We start from the raw sequence: 16,142 nt of genomic DNA, 5'->3' as shown, positions 1-16,142 counted from the left end.
CCACGCTCCTCCCGGCCGGCGCGGGTACGCCTGCCGGCACGGAGTACGGAGACGGGCGCCGATCGGTTGAACGCGACGGGTCAGGATCGGCGGAGCGTGGCGGGACGGCTCCGGGGCGTACCCGGAAACGGCGACGCCGGCCCACCGCGGACGGTGGACCGGCGTGCGGCGCTCGCGGCGGTCAGACCTCGACGACCGTCGGCACGATCATCGGCCGGCGGCGGTACGCGTCGTTGACCCAGCGGCCGACGGTGCGCCGGACGATCTGCTGGAGCTGGTGCGGGTCGGTGATGCCGTCCGCGGCGGCCCGGTTCAGCGCCTCGGTGACCAGCGGGATGACCGGGTTGAACGCCCCCGGGTCCTCGGAGAAGCCCTTCGCCGAGAGGGTCGGCCCGCCGACCACCTTGCCGGTGACCGAGTCGACCACCACGGTGGTGGCGATGAAGCCGCCGTCGCCGAGGATCCGCCGCTCGGTGAGCAGCGACTCGCTGACGTCGCCGACGGCGAGACCGTCGACGTAGACGTACCGGCTCTTCACGTGGCCGACCAGGCTGGCCCGCCCGTCGACCAGGTCGACCACGTCGCCGTCCTCGCAGAGCACCACCCGGTCCGCCTCGACGCCGGACTCGATGCCGAGGCGGGCGTGCGCCCGCAGGTGCCGCCACTCGCCGTGCACCGGCATGAGGTTGCTCGGGCGGGTGACGTTGAGCAGGTAGAGCAGCTCGCCGGCCGGGGCGTGACCGGAGACGTGCACCTTGGCCACGTCCTTGTGGATCACGGTGGCGCCGGCCCGGGCCAACCGGTTGATCACCCGGTAGACCGAGGTCTCGTTGCCCGGCACCAGCGAGGAGGCCAGCACCACGGTGTCGCCGGGGGCGATGGTGATGTGCCGGTGGTCGCCGCTGGCCATCCGGCCCAGCGCGCTCATCGGCTCACCCTGCGAGCCGGTGGACATCAGCACGATCTGCTCGGGCGGCAGCGTGGTGGCCTCCTCCAGCCCGACCACCAGGCCCGGCGGGATGTTGAGCAGGCCCAGGTCGCGGGCGATGCCCATGTTGCGCACCATGGACCGGCCGATCAGGGCCACCTTGCGGCCGTGCTCGACGGCGGAGTCGAAGACCTGCTGCACCCGGTGCACGTGCGAGGCGAACGAGGCCACGATGATCCGGCCGCGCGCCTTGGCGAAGATCGAGTCGAGCACCGGCCCGATCTCCCGCTCCGGGGTGACGAAGCCGGGGATCTCCGCGTTGGTGGAGTCGGAGAGCAGCAGGTCCACGCCCTCAGCGCCGAGCCGGGCGAAACCGGCCAGGTCGGTGATGCGGCCGTCCAGCGGGAGCTGGTCCATCTTGAAGTCGCCGGTGTGCAGCACCAGGCCGGCGGGAGTGCGGATGGCCACGGCGAGCGCGTCGGGGATCGAGTGGTTCACCGCGAAGAACTCGCACTCGAACGGGCCGAGCCGCTCGCGCCGCCCCTCCGCGACGGTCAGCGTGTACGGCTGGATCCGCCGCTCGGCCAGCTTCGCCTCGACCAGCGCCAGGGTGAACTGCGAACCGACCAGCGGGATGTCCGGCTTGTGGGCGAGCAGGTACGGCACCGCGCCGATGTGGTCCTCGTGGCCGTGGGTGAGCACGATCGCCTGCACGTCGCCGAGCCGGTCCAGGATCGGGCCGAAGTCGGGCAGGATCAGGTCCACGCCCGGCTGCTCGACGTCGGGGAAGAGCACCCCGCAGTCGACGATCAGCAGCTTGCCGTCGTACTCGAAGACCGTCATGTTCCGGCCGATGGCGCCGAGTCCGCCGAGCGGGATGATCCGCAGGCCGCCCTCCGGCAGCGGCGGGGGCAGCTCACCCTCGATGTGCGCCTCGGTCACGCGTCACCTCATTCTGCGACGCCGTCGCGCGGCGTCCGTCGTGTCGTTCGGTCATTCGGGAAGGGGCAGGCCCGCCGCGGCGCAGTCGGCGCGCAGCTGGGCCAGTTCGTCGCCGGTGGCGTCCACCAGCGGGGGTCGCACCGGGCCGGCCGGCAGGCCCTTGGCCGCCAGGCCCGCCTTCACCAGGATCACGCCCTGGGTCCGGAAGATGCCGGTGAACAGCGGCAGCAGCCGCCGGTGCAGGGCGAGCGCCGAGGCGGTGTCGCCCGCCTCGTACGCCTCGATCATCTGCTTGGTCGGCACGCCGGTGAAGTGCGTGGAGGTGCCGACCACGCCGACCGCGCCGACCGCGAGGGCGGGCAGGGTCAACGCGTCCTCGCCGCTGTAGAACGCCAGGTCGCTGCGGGCCAGCACCCAGGAGGTGGCGGTGAGATCGCCCTTGGCGTCCTTGACCGCGACGATCCGGCCGTGCTCGGCCAGCTTGACCAGGGTCTCGGTGGCGATCTCGGTGCCGGCCCGGTGCGGGATGTCGTACAGCATGATCGGCAGCCCGGTGGCGTCGGCGACCGCCGTGAAGTGGCGCAGCAGCCCGCTCTGCGGCGGCTTGTTGTAGTACGGCGTGACCACCAGCAGGCCGTGCGCGCCGGCCTTCTCCGCCTGCGCGGCCAGCTCGATGGTGTGCCGGGTGTCGTTGGTGCCCACCCCGGCGACGATCCGGGCCCGGTCGCCCACCGCCTCCGCGACGGCGCGGATCAGGGCCTCCTGCTCCGCGTCGGTGGTGGTCGGCGACTCGCCGGTGGTGCCGTTGAGCACCAGCGCGTCGTTGCCCTGCTCGTCGACGAGGTGGCTGGCCAGCCGGACGGCCCCGTCGAGGTCGAGCGACCCGTCGGCGGTGAACGGGGTCACCATGGCCGTGATCAGTCGCCCGAACGGGCGCGAGGCGCCCCGGTTCGCGGCGGCAGGGAGGTCGTGCGTCATGTTCACAACCTAGCGGACGACCACCGGGGCTCCGGCGGCGAAGGGCGACGACTCACTCGGCGTGCGGAGAGGCTGCCACCTCGGTGCCGTCGGGCAGCGTGGAGATCGCGAAGTCGGCGAAGACGTTCGGCGCGACCCCCTGGAGCTGCCGCAGGCACTCGACGGCCAGCTCACGGATCTCCACGTCGGCGTGCTCGGTGGCGCGCATCTTGACGAAGTGCCGCCAGGCCCGGTAGTTGCCGGTGACCACGATCCGGGTCTCGGTGGCGTTGGGCAGCACCGCCCGGGCCGCCTGCCGGGCCTGCTTGCGGCGCAGCGTCGGGTTGGGCTCGTCGGTGAAGCGGGCCTCCAGGCCCTCCAACAGCTCGTTGTACGCCCGGACGGCCGCCTCGCCCGCCTCGACGAACTTCTTGTGCAGCTCCGGGTCCTCGGCGATCACGGCCGGCTCGACCATGGCCGCGTCCCGCTCCGGGACGTAGCGCTGGGAGAGCTGCGAGTAGGAGAAGTGCCGGTGCCGGATCAGCTCGTGGGTGAAGGACCGGGACACCCCGCTGAAGTAGAAGCTCACCGAGCCGTGCTCCAGCACGGACAGGTGCCCCACGTCCAGGATGTGCGCCAGGTAGCCGGCGTTGGTCGCGGTGGCCGGGTTGGGCTTCTTCCAGCTCTGGTAGCAGGCCCGGCCGGCGAACTCGGCGAGCGCCTGACCGCCCTCCGCGTCGGTCGACCACGGCACGTCGTCCGGGGCCTGGAACTGGGTCCACGCGATCAGCTTGACCTGGGGCTGCACCATCTCCGGCATTCCTGCGACTGTAGTGGCCCCCGGGCCTCGGGCGAAACTTGGGCGCGCGGACGTGAAACGCGGCACCGGCTGCGAATCTTGGACACGTCCCGTTCGCTCCGAACGGCAAGTGTCCAAGATCTCGGCGGAACCCGGCGGCGGAGGCGTCCGGCCGGTCAGACGTAGAGCGAGGTGAACGGGGCCCAGGGCAGGTTGCGGGCCACCGAGAAGGCGAACCAGAGGGCCAGGAAGCCGCCGATCACCCTGGGGCTGATCCGCAGCTCCGGCAGCCGCCAGCCGAACGCCCGGTTTCCCGCCCAGCTCACGAAGAGCCAGGCCAGGAAGGGCAGCGAGAAGACGAAGAGGAAGTGGTGCCGGGCGGCGGCGGGCAGGTCGGCGTGCAGCACGTACCAGAGGGCGCGGGTGCCGCCGCAGCCCGGGCAGTCCAGCCCGGTGGTGAGCTTGAGCAGGCAGGTCGGCCGGGCGTCCGGGTCGCTGTGGGTGGGGTCGCTCAGCAGGGCGTAGGCCATGCCCAGGCCGACGCAGCCGAGCGCCGCGAGGGGCACCGCCCAGCGCGGGGCGCGGGCGTGCAGCCGCAGCACCAGGCGGGTGAACCGGTCCGGCTCGACCGCCGGGTATGCCGCCCCGGCAGGCCAGGCCTCCGCCCCGGCGGGCGGGACCGGGTGCGGGTCGGGCGCGGCGGCCGGCCGGTCAACGCTCGTCACGCGCTCACCGTACACCGGCCACACCCACCAGGGCGGCGGCCAGCGGGGCGGCCAGGTCGCCCGCGGCGGGCGGCGCTACCGCGTCGAGGCCGAGCCAGCCGGCGAGCCGGTAGAGCTCGGCGGCGAGCGCCACCGCGGTCTCCCCCGGGTCGGCGCCCGGCTCGACCCAGGCGGCCGGCACGAGCAGGACCCCGGCCTTCCGGTCGGCCTTGAGGTCGACCCGGGCGGTGAACCGCTCGCCCTGGAGGAAGGGGAGCACGTAGTAGCCGTAGACCCGCTGCGGCGCGGGCACGTAGATCTCGATCCGGTAGGTGAAGTCGAACAGCCGCTCGGCGCGCGCCCGTTCCCAGACCAGCGGGTCGAACGGGCTGACCAGCGTGTTGCCGCGCACCCAGCGGGGCAGCCGCGCCTGGGCGTGCAGGTAGGCCGGCTGCCGCCAGCCGGCGACGGTGACCGGGGTCAGTTCGCCGCCCTCGACCAGCTCGGCGATCGCCTGCCGGGCGCCGGCCACCGGCAGCCGGAAGTAGTCGCGCAGCTCCGGCTCGGCGGCCACGCCCAGCGACCGGGCGGCGATCGCCACCAGCGCGCGGTGGGCGTCGGCGGCGCTCGGGGTGGGCGCGTCCAGCACGGCGGCCGGCAGCACCCGCTCGGGCAGGTCGTAGCGGCGGGCGAACGAGGTGGTGCGGTCGGCGGCGGTGACCTCGCCGGCCCAGAACAGGAACTCCAGCGCCCGCTTGACCGTGGACCAGTTCCAGCCCCAGTTGCCGGTCTCCCGGGGTGCGTCGTGCTCGATCTCGGCGGCGGTCAGCGGACCCCGGGCGGCCACCTCGTCGCGCACCCAGGCGACCAGCTCGGGCTGCTCCTGGGCGATCCGGCGCATCCCGCCCCACGCCTCGTCGTGGGCCTTGGCCATCCGCCAGCGCAGCGCCGCGTGCAGCCCCACGGGGACCAGCGACGCCTCGTGCGCCCAGTATTCGAACAGCTCGCGGGGGCGCCGGTAGGCGGCCGAGTCGAGCAGGGTGGTCGGGTAGGGACCGAGCCGGCTGTAGAGCGGCAGGTAGTGCGCGCGTTGCAGCACGTTGACCGAGTCCATCTGGATGAGCCCGACCCGGTCGAGCACCCGGCGCAGGTGCCGGCGGGTGGGCACGCCGGTGGGCGCCGGGTCGGCGAAGCCCTGGGCGGCCAGGGCGATCCGGCGGGCCTGGGCGAGGGAGAGCGATTCCGGTACGGCCATCGTCGGGGACCTTATTCCACCGGTACGACACCCCGTGCGGTGGCTGGACCGATCGCCCGGCGCGGCATAGAACGGACGGGTGCACACCATCCGCCGGGAGGAACCGGACGACGCCGAGGCCATCGCCCGGGTGCACATCCGCGGCTGGCAGGCCGGGTACGCCGGCATCATGCCGGCCGAGGTGCTCGACCGGCTGAACCCGGCCGCCTGGGCCCAGCGCCGCCGGGACCTCGGCACGGCCGACCCGGAGCACCCGTTCACCACGCTGGTCGCCGAGGCGGACGGCACGATCGAGGGGTTCACCACCTTCGGGCCGTACCGGAACAACCAGGACCGCGGCGACCTCGACCCGGCGTACGGGGAGATCCTGGCGGTCTACCTGGACCCGGCCCGGTGGGGCAGCGGGGCGGCTCAGGCGCTGCTCGCGGCGGCCCGGGCCGGCCTCGCGGAGCGGGGCCTGGCGGAATACCGGCTCTGGGTGCTCGCCGAGAACGCCCGGGCCCGCCGCTTCTACGAGCGGGCCGGGCTGTCACCGGACGGGGAGGAGTCCACCTACGCGGTGCCGCTGCACGGCGGGCGGGACCCGGTCCGGCTCCGGGAGCTGCGCTACACCGCCCGGCTCGACGGCTGACCCGGCCGGCCCGCCCGGCTCGGCGGGACCGCCGCCGGTCGGCGTGGCCCAGCGGCGGATCGGCAGGGCGAGCAGCAGCGCGAGGCTGATCCACACGTAGGTGTTGCTGCCCAGGAACCCGTCCACGCCGGTGAAGTCCTTCTCCCACGCCCAGACGATCCGGCTGATGAGGAGGGCGTACCCGACGAGGGCGCCGGCCAGCAGCAGGCGGCGCCGGAGGCTGCGGGCGGGGGCCGCCATGCCGTTGTCGACCAGCAGGATCAGCCCCGGCAGCAGCCAGACCAGGTGGTGCACCCAGGTCACCGGGCTGACCAGGCACATGGTGGCGCCGGTCAGCGCCAGGCCGGTGGCCTCGTCGCCGGCGGCCACCGCGGCCCGGGAGCGCCAGCCCCAGACGATCAGGGTGGCGAGGACCAGCGCGAGCCAGGCGACGGTGCTCGGGTGTTCCGGGTGGAGCCGGGCCACCACGCCGCGCAGCGACTGGTTGGAGACGAAGGCCAGCTCGCCCACCCGGTCGGTGTTCCACAGCGCCTCGGTCCAGAACTCCCGGGAGGCGTCCGGGAAGAGCGCGGCGGCCACCAGGGTCGCCGCGGCCGCCGCGCCGATGGCGGTGAACGCGGCCCGCCAGCGGCGGGTGACCAGCAGGTAGACGATGAAGATGCCGGGGGTCAGCTTGATCGCGGTGGCCAGTCCGATCCCCACCCCGGCCCACCGGCTGCGCGCCGGCAGCAGCCGGAGCAGGTCCACCGCCACGAGGAACAGCAGCAGCATGTTGACCTGGCCGAAGTTGACCGTCTCGCGCATCGGCTCGTACGCGGCGGCCAGGCAGAGCGCCACCGCCAGGACGAACCAGCGCGTCCAGCCGGCGCGGCGGGCCACCGGGTCGAGCAGCCACCAGATCACCACGGTGCTGACCACCACGGTGGCGGCCACGCTCACGGTGATCGCCGCCGGCCACGGCAGGTAGGCCATCGGCAGCATGACCAGCGCCGCGAAGGGCGGGTAGGTGAAGCCGTACTGGGTGCCGCCCTTGAGGAAGTCGTAGATCTCCCCGCCGTCGTGCACCCAGAAGGTCAGCGCGCCGTAGTAGACCTTGAGGTCGAAGAAGCCGTGCCGCACGGCCGCCACCGACAGGAACGCGGTCACCGCGACGGCGAGCGCCACCACGGCGACGACCTGCGCGATCGTCCGCCTGGCACCCTGCGCCACCGTCGCCCTCCTCGCCCTGCGTAGGCTCACGTGCCATGGCTCTCGGGTACGTCCGCCCCGCGCGTCCGTCCGACGCCGGCGAGATCGCACGCCTCCAGCTCGCCACCTGGCGGGCCGCGTACCGCCGGATCCTGCCCCGGCACGTGCTCGACAACCTGGACGAGGCGTACCTCGCCCGGCGGTGGAGCGCCGCGGTGCAGGAGCCGCCCTCGGGCGCGCACCGCGTGCTGGTCGCCGTCGAACAGGCCGAGCAATCGTATCTGGTGGGGTTCGCCGCCTCCGGTCCGGCCGACGCCGAGGCGCTCGCGCCGGGCGAGCCGGCCGAGGCCCTCGCCGACGGCGTGGCGGCGGTGACCGACCTGCTGGTCGAGCCGCGCTGGGGCCGGCGCGGGCACGGCAGCCGGCTGCTCGCCGCCATGGTGGACCACTGGCGGGAGGACGGCTTCACCCGCGCGGTGGCCTGGGCGTTCGACGCCGACGCGGCGACCCGTGCGTTCCTCACCTCGACCGGCTGGGAGCCGGACGGCGCGGCCCGCGCGCTGGACGTGGACGACATGCTGGTCCCCCAGGTGCGCCTGCACGTCGGCGTCCCCACCGAGCCGGCCGCTTCCTGAGTACGCGCTGTCGGGGGCACCGCCTACCGTTGGCGGCATGACGACCGCAGCGGCGCCCGCGACGAGCGACCTCGAGCCGTTCCGGGTCGAGCTGACCGGCTACGCGTACCGGATGCTCGGCTCGGTGTTCGACGCCGAGGACGCGGTGCAGGAGACCCTGCTGCGGGCCTGGCGCGGCCGGGACGGCTTCGACGGCCGGTCCAGCCTGCGCACCTGGCTCTACCGGATCGCCACCAACGTCTGCCTGGACCTGCTGCGCGGGCGCGGCCGGCGGGCCCTGCCGGTCGACCTGGAGGGCCCGGCCGCGCCGGTGGCCGGGTCGCTCGGCACGCCGGCCGGCGACTGGGTCGAGCCGGTGCCGGACGCGGCGGTGCTCCCGGCCGACCCGGCGGAGCTGGCGGTGGCCCGGGAGTCGGTGCGGCTGGCGTTCGTGGCCGCGCTCCAGCACCTGCCGGCCCGGCAGCGCGCCGTGCTGATCCTGCGGGACGTGCTGCGCTGGCGCGCCGACGAGGTGGCCGACCTGCTCGACGCCACCGTGCCGGCGGTCAACAGCGCGCTCCAGCGGGCCCGGGCGACCCTGGCCGGGGTGCGCGCCGAGGGGCGTGTCGGTCCTGATCTCGACCCGGTCGACCGCGACCTGCTCGACCGCTACGTGGACGCCTTCGCCCGCTACGACGTCGACGCCCTGGTGGCGCTGCTGCGGGCCGACGCCGTGCAGTGCATGCCGCCCTACCGCATGTGGCTGCGCGGCCCGGCGGACATCGGCCGCTGGCTGAGCGGCCCGGGGGCCGGCTGCCGGGGCTCCCGGCTGGTCCGGGTGGCCGCGAACGGCGGCCCGGCCGTCGCCCAGTACCGGGTCGACCCCGCCGGCGGTCACCGGGCCTTCTCGATCACCCTGCTGGAGTGCGCCGGGGGGCGGATCGCCCGGCTCAGCCACTTCCTGGACCCCCGGCTGTTCCCGCTTTTCGGTCTGCCGACCCGGCTCGATCCCTGACCGTCCGATGAGTTTCCGTCCCGCGCGCCGTCCACCCCTGGTAGGCACGACGGAGGCGGCGCACCGGCGGAGTGAGGAGCGGGTCATGTTCAGGGACACGAAGGCGTTCAGCGGATTCTCGGTGGACGACCCGGACCGCGCGGAGCGGTTCTACACCGACGTCCTGGGGCTGCGCGTGTCCCGCGACGACGCGATGGGCGGCCTGCTGACCCTGCACCTGGCCGGGGACCGGCCGGTGCTGGTCTACCCGAAGCCCGACCACCGGCCGGCGACCTACACGGTGCTCAACTTCCCGGTCCCGGACATCGACCGGGCGGTGGACGGGCTGGCCTCGCGCGGGGTGCGGTTCGAGCGCTACGAGGGCATGCCGCAGGACGACAAGGGGGTCATGCGGGGCAACGGCCCGTCGATCGCCTGGTTCACCGACCCGGCCGGCAACGTGTTCTCGGTGCTCCAGGAGGGCTGAGCCGGGGGCGGCGGTCCCGGCACGGGGCGGGACCGCCGGCCGCCGGTCAGCCCTTGTCGGCGCCCTCGTTCGCGCCGCGCACGAAGTAGCGCTGGAAGACCACGAAGAGCACCGCCACCGGGATGGTGGCGAGCAGCGCGGCGCCCAGCTTGAGCGGATACTGGGTGCCCTTGCCGAGCGACCCGCTGACCAGGTCGGCCAGCCCCCGGGGCAGGGTGAACAGGTGCGGGTCCTGCACCGAGACCAGGCTGTGCGGGAACTCGTTCCAGGAGCCCTGGAACGACAGGATGGTCAGCGTGATCAGCGCCGGCCGGGCCATCGGCAGCACCACCGACCAGAAGGTGCGGAACACGCCCGCGCCGTCGATCCGGGCGGCCTCCTCGACGCTGACCGGCACCGACTCGAAGAACTGCTTCATGATGAAGACCCCGGCCGCGTCGGCGAGCAGGGGCACCACCAGGCCCGCGTAGCTGTCGTAGAGGCCGAGCTGCTTGAGCACCAGGAACTTCGGGATGAGCAGCACCACGCCGGGCACCGCCATCACCGCGATGATCGCGGCGAACAGCCCGGCCCGGCCCCGGAAGCGCAGCCGCGCCAGCGCGTAGCCGGCGAGCGAGTCGAAGAAGACCCGGCCGAGGGTGACCAGCACGGTGACCAGCAGCGAGTTGCCGAGCCAGAGCGGGAAGTTGGTGCCCGCGAAGATCCGCTCGAAGCCGGCCAGGGTGAGCGCGTCGGGGAAGGGTGAGAGCGGGTTCGCCGCCGCGTCGGGCTCGGTCTTGAGCGAGTTGCCGAGCTGGATGACGAACGGGTAGAGGAAGACCAGCCCGAAGGCGATCAGGACCGCGTACCCGAGGATGCGGTTGACCCGGGCGCGCGGCCCGCGGTCGGTGCGGCGCGCGACGGGCGCCGCCGGCCGGTCGGTGAGCACGGCCATGTCAGGACCCCTCCGGTACGCGTCGCCGCCACCACCGGGCGCGCCGGGGCTCGTCCCGGTCGGCCATCACCCGGCGCTGGAGCAGGGTCAACAGGATGATGATCAGGAACAGCACGAACGAGATGGCCGCCCCGGAGCCGTAGTCGAAGTCCCGGAAGGCGGTCCGGTACGACAGGTACGCCGGGGTGAGCGTGGTCTTGGCCGGGTCGCCCTGGCTCATCACGTACACCTGGTCGAAGACCTGCCAGGAGCCGATCAGGCCGAGGGTGAGCACCAGGAACATGGTGGGCTTGATCAGCGGCAGGGTGACGTGGCGGAAGCGCTGCCAGCGGGTCGCCCCGTCGAGGGTGCTCGCCTCGTCGAGGGCCACCGGGACGTTCTGCAACGCGGCCAGGAACATCAGCATGAAGGTGCCCGAGGTGGTCCAGATGACCAGGCAGATGATCGACACCATGGCCACGCTCGGCCCGGAGAGCCAGTCCCACCAGGTCAGCCCGAACGGGCCGCCGGAGGTGAGCGCGCCGGGCGGGGTGCCCATCCCGACCGCGCCGAACAGCAGGTGCAGCACGCCCCGGGAGTCGGCGAACCACTCCGGCCCGTTGATGCCGAGGAGGCCGAGGAGCTTGTTGACCGCGCCGGAGTTGGCGAACAGGAACAGGAACACCACGCTGATCGCCACGGAGCTGGTGACCGAGGGGAAGTAGAAGGCGCTGCGGAAGAAGCCCTTCCCCTTGAGCATCCGGTTGTTGACCACGAGGGCGAGGCCGAGGGCGAGCGCGGTCTGCACCGGCACGACGATGCCCACGTAGTACATGTTGTTGCGGATGCTGGTCATGAAGTCCCGGCGGTCGAGCCCGTCCTCGGCGAACAGCCGGGTGTAGTTCTTCCCGCCCACGAACGGCACATCGGCGGTGAACGGGCTGCCCTGGCCGTTCCAGTCGGTGAGGCTCACCCACAGCGCCATGAGGATCGGCAGCAGCAGGAAGAGCCCGAGGATCACGATCACCGGCGCGACGAAGAGCCAGCCGGCGACGTTCTCGTTGCCGCGGATACCGCCGCCGCGACGGCGTGGCGGTTTCACCGGCGTGGTCGCCGGGGCGCGGAGCGCTTCGGTTGCCATCCCGTCCCTCCCTCCTTGTCCGTGGGAGCCGGCGCGGAGGGGCCCGGTGCGGGCCCCTCCGCGACCGCTCAGCCGCCGAGCGCCGCCTTGGCATTCTTGTCGAAGTTGGCCAGGACCGTCTTCGGGTCACCGGTGGCCAGCCCCTGGAGGCCGGCCTCCAGGTCGCGCAGGACGCTGTCCATCTTCGGGGCGTTCACCGGGCCCTGGGCGTACGCGACGCCGTCGATGAACGGCTTGTCCGCCGGGAAGGCGCTGGAGTACTGCTCGCGGACGGACTGCCGGGACGGCATCACACCGAACGCCTTGGCGAAGGTCACCTGCTGGTCGCCCGCGGTCATCGCCTCGACGAACTTGATCGCCTGGTCCTTGAACTTGGACTTGGCGGCGATGCCCCAGCACTGGGTGAAGGACAGGGTGCCCTGCCCCTTGGGGCCGGCCGGCAGCGGCACGACCTTGTACTTCACGTTCGGGAAGTCGTTCTGCAGGGCGCCCTTGATCCAGTTGCCCTCGATGGTCATGACGGCCTTGCCCTTGCCGAACGCCTCACCGGACCAGCCGGAGTCGAGCTGCTTCGGGAACTTCGCGTAGCCGTTGGTGAGCAGGCCCTTCACGTACTGGAGGGCCTGGAGGTTCTCGGGGGTGTCGGCGGTGGGCTGCTTGCCGTCCTTGCTCATCAGCCAGCCGCCGTTCTGCACCATGAAGGCGCCGATCCGGTCGCGGGTGTCGCCGAGGGCGAGCGCCACCATCTTCTTCGCCTTGATCTTCTCGCTGACGGCGGTGAGCTGGTCCCACGTGGTCGGCACGTCGGCATCGGTCAGGCCGGCCTTCGCCCACAGGTCGGTGTTGATCTCCAGCGCGAGGGTGGAGAAGTCCTTCGGCGCGCAGTAGAGCTTGCCGTCGTAGGTGAACGTCGTGCGCAGGCTCTCGTAGAAGTCGTCCGTGTTGCTGACCTTGTCGCCGTACGGCTCCAGCGCGCCGACGCTGGCGTAGTCGGCGAACCGGGTCGCGTCGACGTAGAAGACGTCCGGCGGGGTGCCGCCGGCCAGGGCCTGGCCGAGCTGCTGGGTGAGGTCCTGGGCCGGGGTGACGGTGGCCGTGTTGCCGCTGGACGAGGCCCACTTGGCGGCCGCGTCCTGCACCGCCTTGGTCTCGGCGTCGCCGGAGGAGCCGATCAGGATCTGGAGGCTGGCCGGGCCGCTGGACTGCTTGGTGTCGCTCTTGGAGTCGTCGAAGCCGCTGCCGCACGCGGCGGAGCCGAACAGGGCGACGGCGGCGAAGCCGGCCACCGCCGCCCGGGTGAGGGTGCGAGGTGTCATCTGACTCTCCTGATGGGGGATGTGGTCACGCCGTGTGCCGGAGCACCAGCGTGGGAGTGAGCAGCACACGGTGATCGGTGGGCTGGCCGTCGAGCAGGGTGGTGAGCAGGTCGACGCAGCGGGCGGCGGCCGCGGATAGGGGCTGGCTGACGCTGCTCAGCCCGACCGCGGCGGCCACCGGGGTGTCGTCGAAGCCGACGACGGCGACCGGCGCGGCCGAGTCGCGTGCGGCCTGGAGCGCCCCGAGGGCGAGCGAGTCGCTGGCGCAGACCACCGCGGTCGGCGGCACGTCGTGGGCGAGCAGGTCGCGCAACTCCCGCTCGCCCTCGGCGATGCCGTCCTCGCTCTCCCGGCGCAGGCCGGCGACGTCGTGGCCGGCCGCCGTCATGGTGGTACGCCAACCGGCGCACCGGTCGTCGCCGACGCCGGATCCGGCCGGCCAGCCGAGGAAGGCGATCCGGTGGTGGCCGGCGTCGAGCAGGTGCCGGGTGACCTGGGCGGTGCCGGCAGCCCCGTCCACGTCGACCCAGGGGTGCCCGTCGAGGGCGTCCCACGGCCGGCCGAAGGTCACGAACGGCACCTCACGCTCGGCCAGCCACGCCGTGCGCGGGTCGCCGTGCTTCGTGCCGGTGAGCACGAACGCGTCGAGGTCGTACGCGCCGAGCAGGTCGTCGTAGGTGGCGATCTCCTGGTCGTCGTCGCGGGCCGTGTAGAGCATGACCCGGTAGCCGGCGGCGTCGGCGGTCTCGGTGAGGCCGTGCAGGAAGCGGTCGAGCACCGAGCCGTTGATCCCGTCCCGGGTGGGCTCGATGCGGACGGCGATGAGGCGGGAGCGGCCGGTCCGCATCTGCCGGGCGGCCTGGTTGGCGCGGTAGCCGAGCGCGCTGATCGCCTCCTGCACCCGCCGCCGGGTCTCCTCGCGGACGATGTGCGGCGCGTTGAGCACGTTGGAAACCGTCTGCCGGCTCACCTGGGCATGCCGGGCCACCGTCGCGATGGTCACCTTTTCAGCCACTAAAACCCTCTCGCCGCCTTGAACGATCCAACTCCGATGGGGCAGGATTAGATCGTTCAAAGTTTCTGGAATGTTTCGCACTTTGCACCGGCCGGAGCCGTCTGTCAAGACGTCGCCGGCCACCGATCAGCACCGGGAGTCCCCCTTGTCCGAACGCCACCTGCAACCCCTGCTGCACGACCTGGTCGGCGCGGTGCACGCCCCCACCAGCGCGCTGGGCGACGCGGCGGGCCAGATCCGGCCGCACGGCGTCCAGGGCGTCTTCCACGCCGACGCCCGGGTGCTCTCCCGCGCCGAGCTGCGCCTGGACGGGCGGGAGCCGGAAGCGCTGGCCCGCGGGGCGGCCGGGCCGCACGGCGCCCGCTTCGTCGCCCTGGCCCGCTGGCTCGGCGACCCCACCCCCGACCCGACCGTGCGGGTCGAGCGCACCCGGCAGGCCGGCCCGCACGGCGTCACCGAGGAACTCGTCGTCTCGTCCACCGCCGCCGACCCGGTCCACACCACGGTCAGCGTGGACCTCGCCTGCGACCTCGCCCCGATCGAGCTGGTCAAGTCCGGCGGGAGCGGCGCGCCGCTGGAGGCGAAGGCCGGCGAGCCGGGCCGGATCCAGTGGGCCGCCGAGGGGCTCACCGTGACCGTCACCGGCGAGGCGGCCACCGTGGACGCCGCCGGCGAGCGCGCCACCGCACCCCGGCTGAGCTGGCCGGTCACGCTCGCCCCCGGCGAGTCCGTGACGCTGCGCTGGCGGCTCGCCGTCACCGACCCGAAGGCCGTGGTCACCGCCGCCCCACCCGGGCCCGGCTGGTCCGAGCCGGCCGTACGCGCCGACGACCGCCGCCTGGTCCGACTCCTCGACCGCGCCCTGGGCGACCTGCGCGGCTTGCGACTGGCCGAGCCGGCCCACCCGGAGGACGTCTTCCTCGGCGCCGGCGTGCCCTGGTTCCTCACCCTCTTCGGCCGGGACAGCCTCTGGGCTGCCCGGATGATGCTGCCGCTCGGCACCGACCTGGCCGCCGGCACGCTGCGCGTGCTGGCCCGCCGGCAGGGCACCCGGATCGACCCGGCCACCGGCGAGGCGCCCGGCAAGATCATGCACGAGCTGCGCCGGCACGAGTTCACCCTCGACGAGGGGCTCCGGCTGCCGCCCGCCTACTACGGCACCGTCGACGCGACCATGCTCTGGGTCGGGCTGCTGCACGACGCCTGGCGGTGGGGGCTCCCCGCCGGCCAGGTCGAGCCGCTGCTCCCCCACCTGGAGGCGGCGCTCGGCTGGCTCGGCGAGCACGCCGACGCCGACGGCGACGGCTTCATCGAGTACATCGACACCACCGGCCACGGCCTCGCCAACCAGGGCTGGAAGGACTCCGGCGACGCCGTGCGCTTCCGGGACGGCAGCCTCGCCCGGTCGCCCATCGTGCTGGCCGAGGTGCAGGGGTACGCGTACCAGGCCGCGGTGAACGGGGCCGACCTGCTCGACGCCTTCGGCCGCCCCGGCGCCGACCGCTGGCGCTCCTACGCCGACCGGCTCGCCGCCCGCTTCCGCGCCGCGTTCTGGGTCGACGGCCCGTACGGCCCGCAGCCCGCCCTGGCGCTCGACCGGGACAAGCGCCCCGTCGACTCGCTGACCAGCAACATCGGCCACCTGCTCGGCACCGGGCTGCTCACGGACGCCGAATCCGCGCAGGTCGCCGCCCTGCTCTCGACCGAGGCGCTGGCGGGCGGTTTCGGGCTGCGCACCATGTCCACCGACGACGCCGGGTTCAGCCCGCTGTCCTACCACTGCGGGTCGATCTGGGCGCACGACACGGCCATCGTGCTCGGCGGGCTGGCCCGGGCCGGCCACCGCGCGGCGGCGCTCCGGCTCGCCGACGGCCTGCTGGCGGCCGCCGAGGCGTTCGACTACCGCCTCCCCGAGCTGTACGGCGGGGACGACCGGGCGGCGTTCGGCCGGCCGGTGCCGTACCCGGCGGCGTGCCACCCGCAGGCCTGGTCGGCGGCGGCGGCGGTGCTGCTCCTCCAGGCCGGCCTCGGCGTCTACCCCGACGTGCCCGCGGGCCGCGTCGACCTCCGCCCCCTGGCCGGACCCGAACTCGGAGCCCTCACGGCCACCGGCCTCCAGATCGCCGGCACCCCGGTCACGGTGACCGTCGACCACACCGGCCACCCGACGCTGACCGGCCTCCCCGCGCCCCTGAAGATCCCCACCCCCCGCCAGGCCCCCACCCACACCCCCACCTGACCCCCCGGCCGCCCCACGC

The 16,142-nt window shown here is 73.6% G+C and carries 15 protein-coding genes; 5 read left to right on the top strand and 10 right to left on the bottom strand.

The genetic code is table 11. From position 1 onward, the window contains the following. Window positions 1–181: 181 nt before the first annotated feature. The 5 genes from ACQP12_RS07740 to ACQP12_RS07720 form a co-directional block, all read right to left on the bottom strand. Window positions 182–1,870, bottom strand: coding sequence for a ribonuclease J (locus ACQP12_RS07740; protein WP_433286183.1), 1,689 nt, complete (start codon window positions 1,868–1,870; stop codon window positions 182–184). A gap of 51 nt (window positions 1,871–1,921) precedes the next feature. After that, a complete protein-coding gene (gene dapA, locus ACQP12_RS07735) occupies window positions 1,922–2,848 on the bottom strand; it encodes a 4-hydroxy-tetrahydrodipicolinate synthase (RefSeq protein ID WP_433286181.1) in 927 nt (308 codons plus the stop codon). A gap of 52 nt (window positions 2,849–2,900) precedes the next feature. Continuing rightward, window positions 2,901–3,638 (bottom strand): FAD-dependent thymidylate synthase, encoded by a 738-nt coding sequence (gene thyX / locus ACQP12_RS07730; RefSeq protein ID WP_433289168.1) that lies wholly within the window; start codon window positions 3,636–3,638, stop codon window positions 2,901–2,903. A gap of 164 nt (window positions 3,639–3,802) precedes the next feature. Further along, window positions 3,803–4,366 carry a DUF2752 domain-containing protein gene (locus tag ACQP12_RS07725; protein ID WP_433286179.1) on the bottom strand — a complete coding sequence of 188 codons (564 nt, stop codon included), beginning with the start codon at window positions 4,364–4,366 and terminating at the stop codon, window positions 3,803–3,805. Next, entirely contained in the window at window positions 4,356–5,585 is a 1,230-nt protein-coding gene (locus ACQP12_RS07720) for a winged helix-turn-helix domain-containing protein (protein ID WP_433286177.1), read from the bottom strand. Before ACQP12_RS07720 ends, ACQP12_RS07725 begins: the two co-directional genes overlap by 11 nt. 79 nt (window positions 5,586–5,664) lie before the next feature. Here ACQP12_RS07720 and ACQP12_RS07715 point away from each other — a divergent pair, with 79 nt between their 5' ends. Beyond that, the gene (locus ACQP12_RS07715; protein WP_433286175.1) at window positions 5,665–6,216 is read left to right on the top strand and encodes an N-acetyltransferase family protein; all 552 of its coding nucleotides are present in this window, start codon (window positions 5,665–5,667) and stop codon (window positions 6,214–6,216) included. Here ACQP12_RS07715 and ACQP12_RS07710 read toward each other — a convergent pair. Beyond that, window positions 6,115–7,425, bottom strand: coding sequence for a glycosyltransferase 87 family protein (locus ACQP12_RS07710; protein ID WP_433286173.1), 1,311 nt, complete (start codon window positions 7,423–7,425; stop codon window positions 6,115–6,117). The two genes, ACQP12_RS07715 and ACQP12_RS07710, sit on opposite strands and share 102 nt — an antisense overlap. A 35-nt stretch (window positions 7,426–7,460) precedes the next feature. On the opposite strand from ACQP12_RS07710, the gene ACQP12_RS07705 reads away from it, so the two are divergent. The 3 genes from ACQP12_RS07705 (at window position 7,461) to ACQP12_RS07695 (ending at window position 9,499) form a co-directional block, all read left to right on the top strand. Then, window positions 7,461–8,039 (top strand): GNAT family N-acetyltransferase, encoded by a 579-nt coding sequence (locus tag ACQP12_RS07705; protein ID WP_357942032.1) that lies wholly within the window; start codon window positions 7,461–7,463, stop codon window positions 8,037–8,039. Window positions 8,040–8,076: 37 nt separating this feature from the next. Then, the gene (locus ACQP12_RS07700; protein WP_433286171.1) at window positions 8,077–9,033 is read left to right on the top strand and encodes a sigma-70 family RNA polymerase sigma factor; all 957 of its coding nucleotides are present in this window, start codon (window positions 8,077–8,079) and stop codon (window positions 9,031–9,033) included. Between the two features lie 85 nt (window positions 9,034–9,118). Then, window positions 9,119–9,499, top strand: coding sequence for a VOC family protein (locus tag ACQP12_RS07695; protein ID WP_357942027.1), 381 nt, complete (start codon window positions 9,119–9,121; stop codon window positions 9,497–9,499). Window positions 9,500–9,545: 46 nt separating this feature from the next. Here the strand turns inward: ACQP12_RS07695 and ACQP12_RS07690 are convergent, their stop codons facing one another. From ACQP12_RS07690 to ACQP12_RS07675, 4 genes are all read right to left on the bottom strand, one after another. Further along, window positions 9,546–10,433, bottom strand: coding sequence for a carbohydrate ABC transporter permease (locus tag ACQP12_RS07690; protein WP_357942025.1), 888 nt, complete (start codon window positions 10,431–10,433; stop codon window positions 9,546–9,548). A gap of 1 nt (window position 10,434) precedes the next feature. Further along, window positions 10,435–11,553, bottom strand: a complete 1,119-nt coding sequence (locus ACQP12_RS07685; RefSeq protein ID WP_433286168.1) for a carbohydrate ABC transporter permease — start codon at window positions 11,551–11,553, stop codon at window positions 10,435–10,437. A 68-nt stretch (window positions 11,554–11,621) separates the two neighbouring features. Next, on the bottom strand, window positions 11,622–12,869 hold the full coding sequence (locus ACQP12_RS07680) for a sugar ABC transporter substrate-binding protein (protein ID WP_433286166.1): 1,248 nt from the start codon (window positions 12,867–12,869) through the stop codon (window positions 11,622–11,624). Window positions 12,870–12,894: 25 nt separating this feature from the next. Beyond that, entirely contained in the window at window positions 12,895–13,872 is a 978-nt protein-coding gene (locus ACQP12_RS07675; RefSeq protein ID WP_433286164.1) for a LacI family DNA-binding transcriptional regulator, read from the bottom strand. Between the two features lie 157 nt (window positions 13,873–14,029). Here ACQP12_RS07675 and ACQP12_RS07670 point away from each other — a divergent pair, with 157 nt between their 5' ends. After that, on the top strand, window positions 14,030–16,123 hold the full coding sequence (locus ACQP12_RS07670) for an amylo-alpha-1,6-glucosidase (RefSeq protein ID WP_433286162.1): 2,094 nt from the start codon (window positions 14,030–14,032) through the stop codon (window positions 16,121–16,123). The last annotated feature ends 19 nt before the right edge of the window (window positions 16,124–16,142 follow it).

The sequence above is a fragment of the Micromonospora sp. CA-244673 genome (genome assembly GCF_050948395.1).
Lineage (GTDB): Bacteria > Actinomycetota > Actinomycetes > Mycobacteriales > Micromonosporaceae > Micromonospora.
The sequence above is the reverse complement of the archived record's forward strand: the minus strand, read 5'-3'. Positions and strand labels throughout refer to the sequence as shown.

Coding starts and splice junctions, on each gene's coding strand:
- ACQP12_RS07700 (WP_433286171.1), top strand. CDS start 8,077: ATGACGACCGCAGCGGCGCCCGCGACGAGCGACCTCGAGCCGTTCCGG.
- ACQP12_RS07680 (WP_433286166.1), bottom strand. CDS start 12,869: ATGACACCTCGCACCCTCACCCGGGCGGCGGTGGCCGGCTTCGCCGCC.
- thyX (WP_433289168.1), bottom strand. CDS start 3,638: ATGGTGCAGCCCCAGGTCAAGCTGATCGCGTGGACCCAGTTCCAGGCC.
- ACQP12_RS07695 (WP_357942027.1), top strand. CDS start 9,119: ATGTTCAGGGACACGAAGGCGTTCAGCGGATTCTCGGTGGACGACCCG.
- ACQP12_RS07685 (WP_433286168.1), bottom strand. CDS start 11,553: ATGGCAACCGAAGCGCTCCGCGCCCCGGCGACCACGCCGGTGAAACCG.
- dapA (WP_433286181.1), bottom strand. CDS start 2,848: ATGACGCACGACCTCCCTGCCGCCGCGAACCGGGGCGCCTCGCGCCCG.
- ACQP12_RS07720 (WP_433286177.1), bottom strand. CDS start 5,585: ATGGCCGTACCGGAATCGCTCTCCCTCGCCCAGGCCCGCCGGATCGCC.
- ACQP12_RS07690 (WP_357942025.1), bottom strand. CDS start 10,433: ATGGCCGTGCTCACCGACCGGCCGGCGGCGCCCGTCGCGCGCCGCACC.
- ACQP12_RS07705 (WP_357942032.1), top strand. CDS start 7,461: ATGGCTCTCGGGTACGTCCGCCCCGCGCGTCCGTCCGACGCCGGCGAG.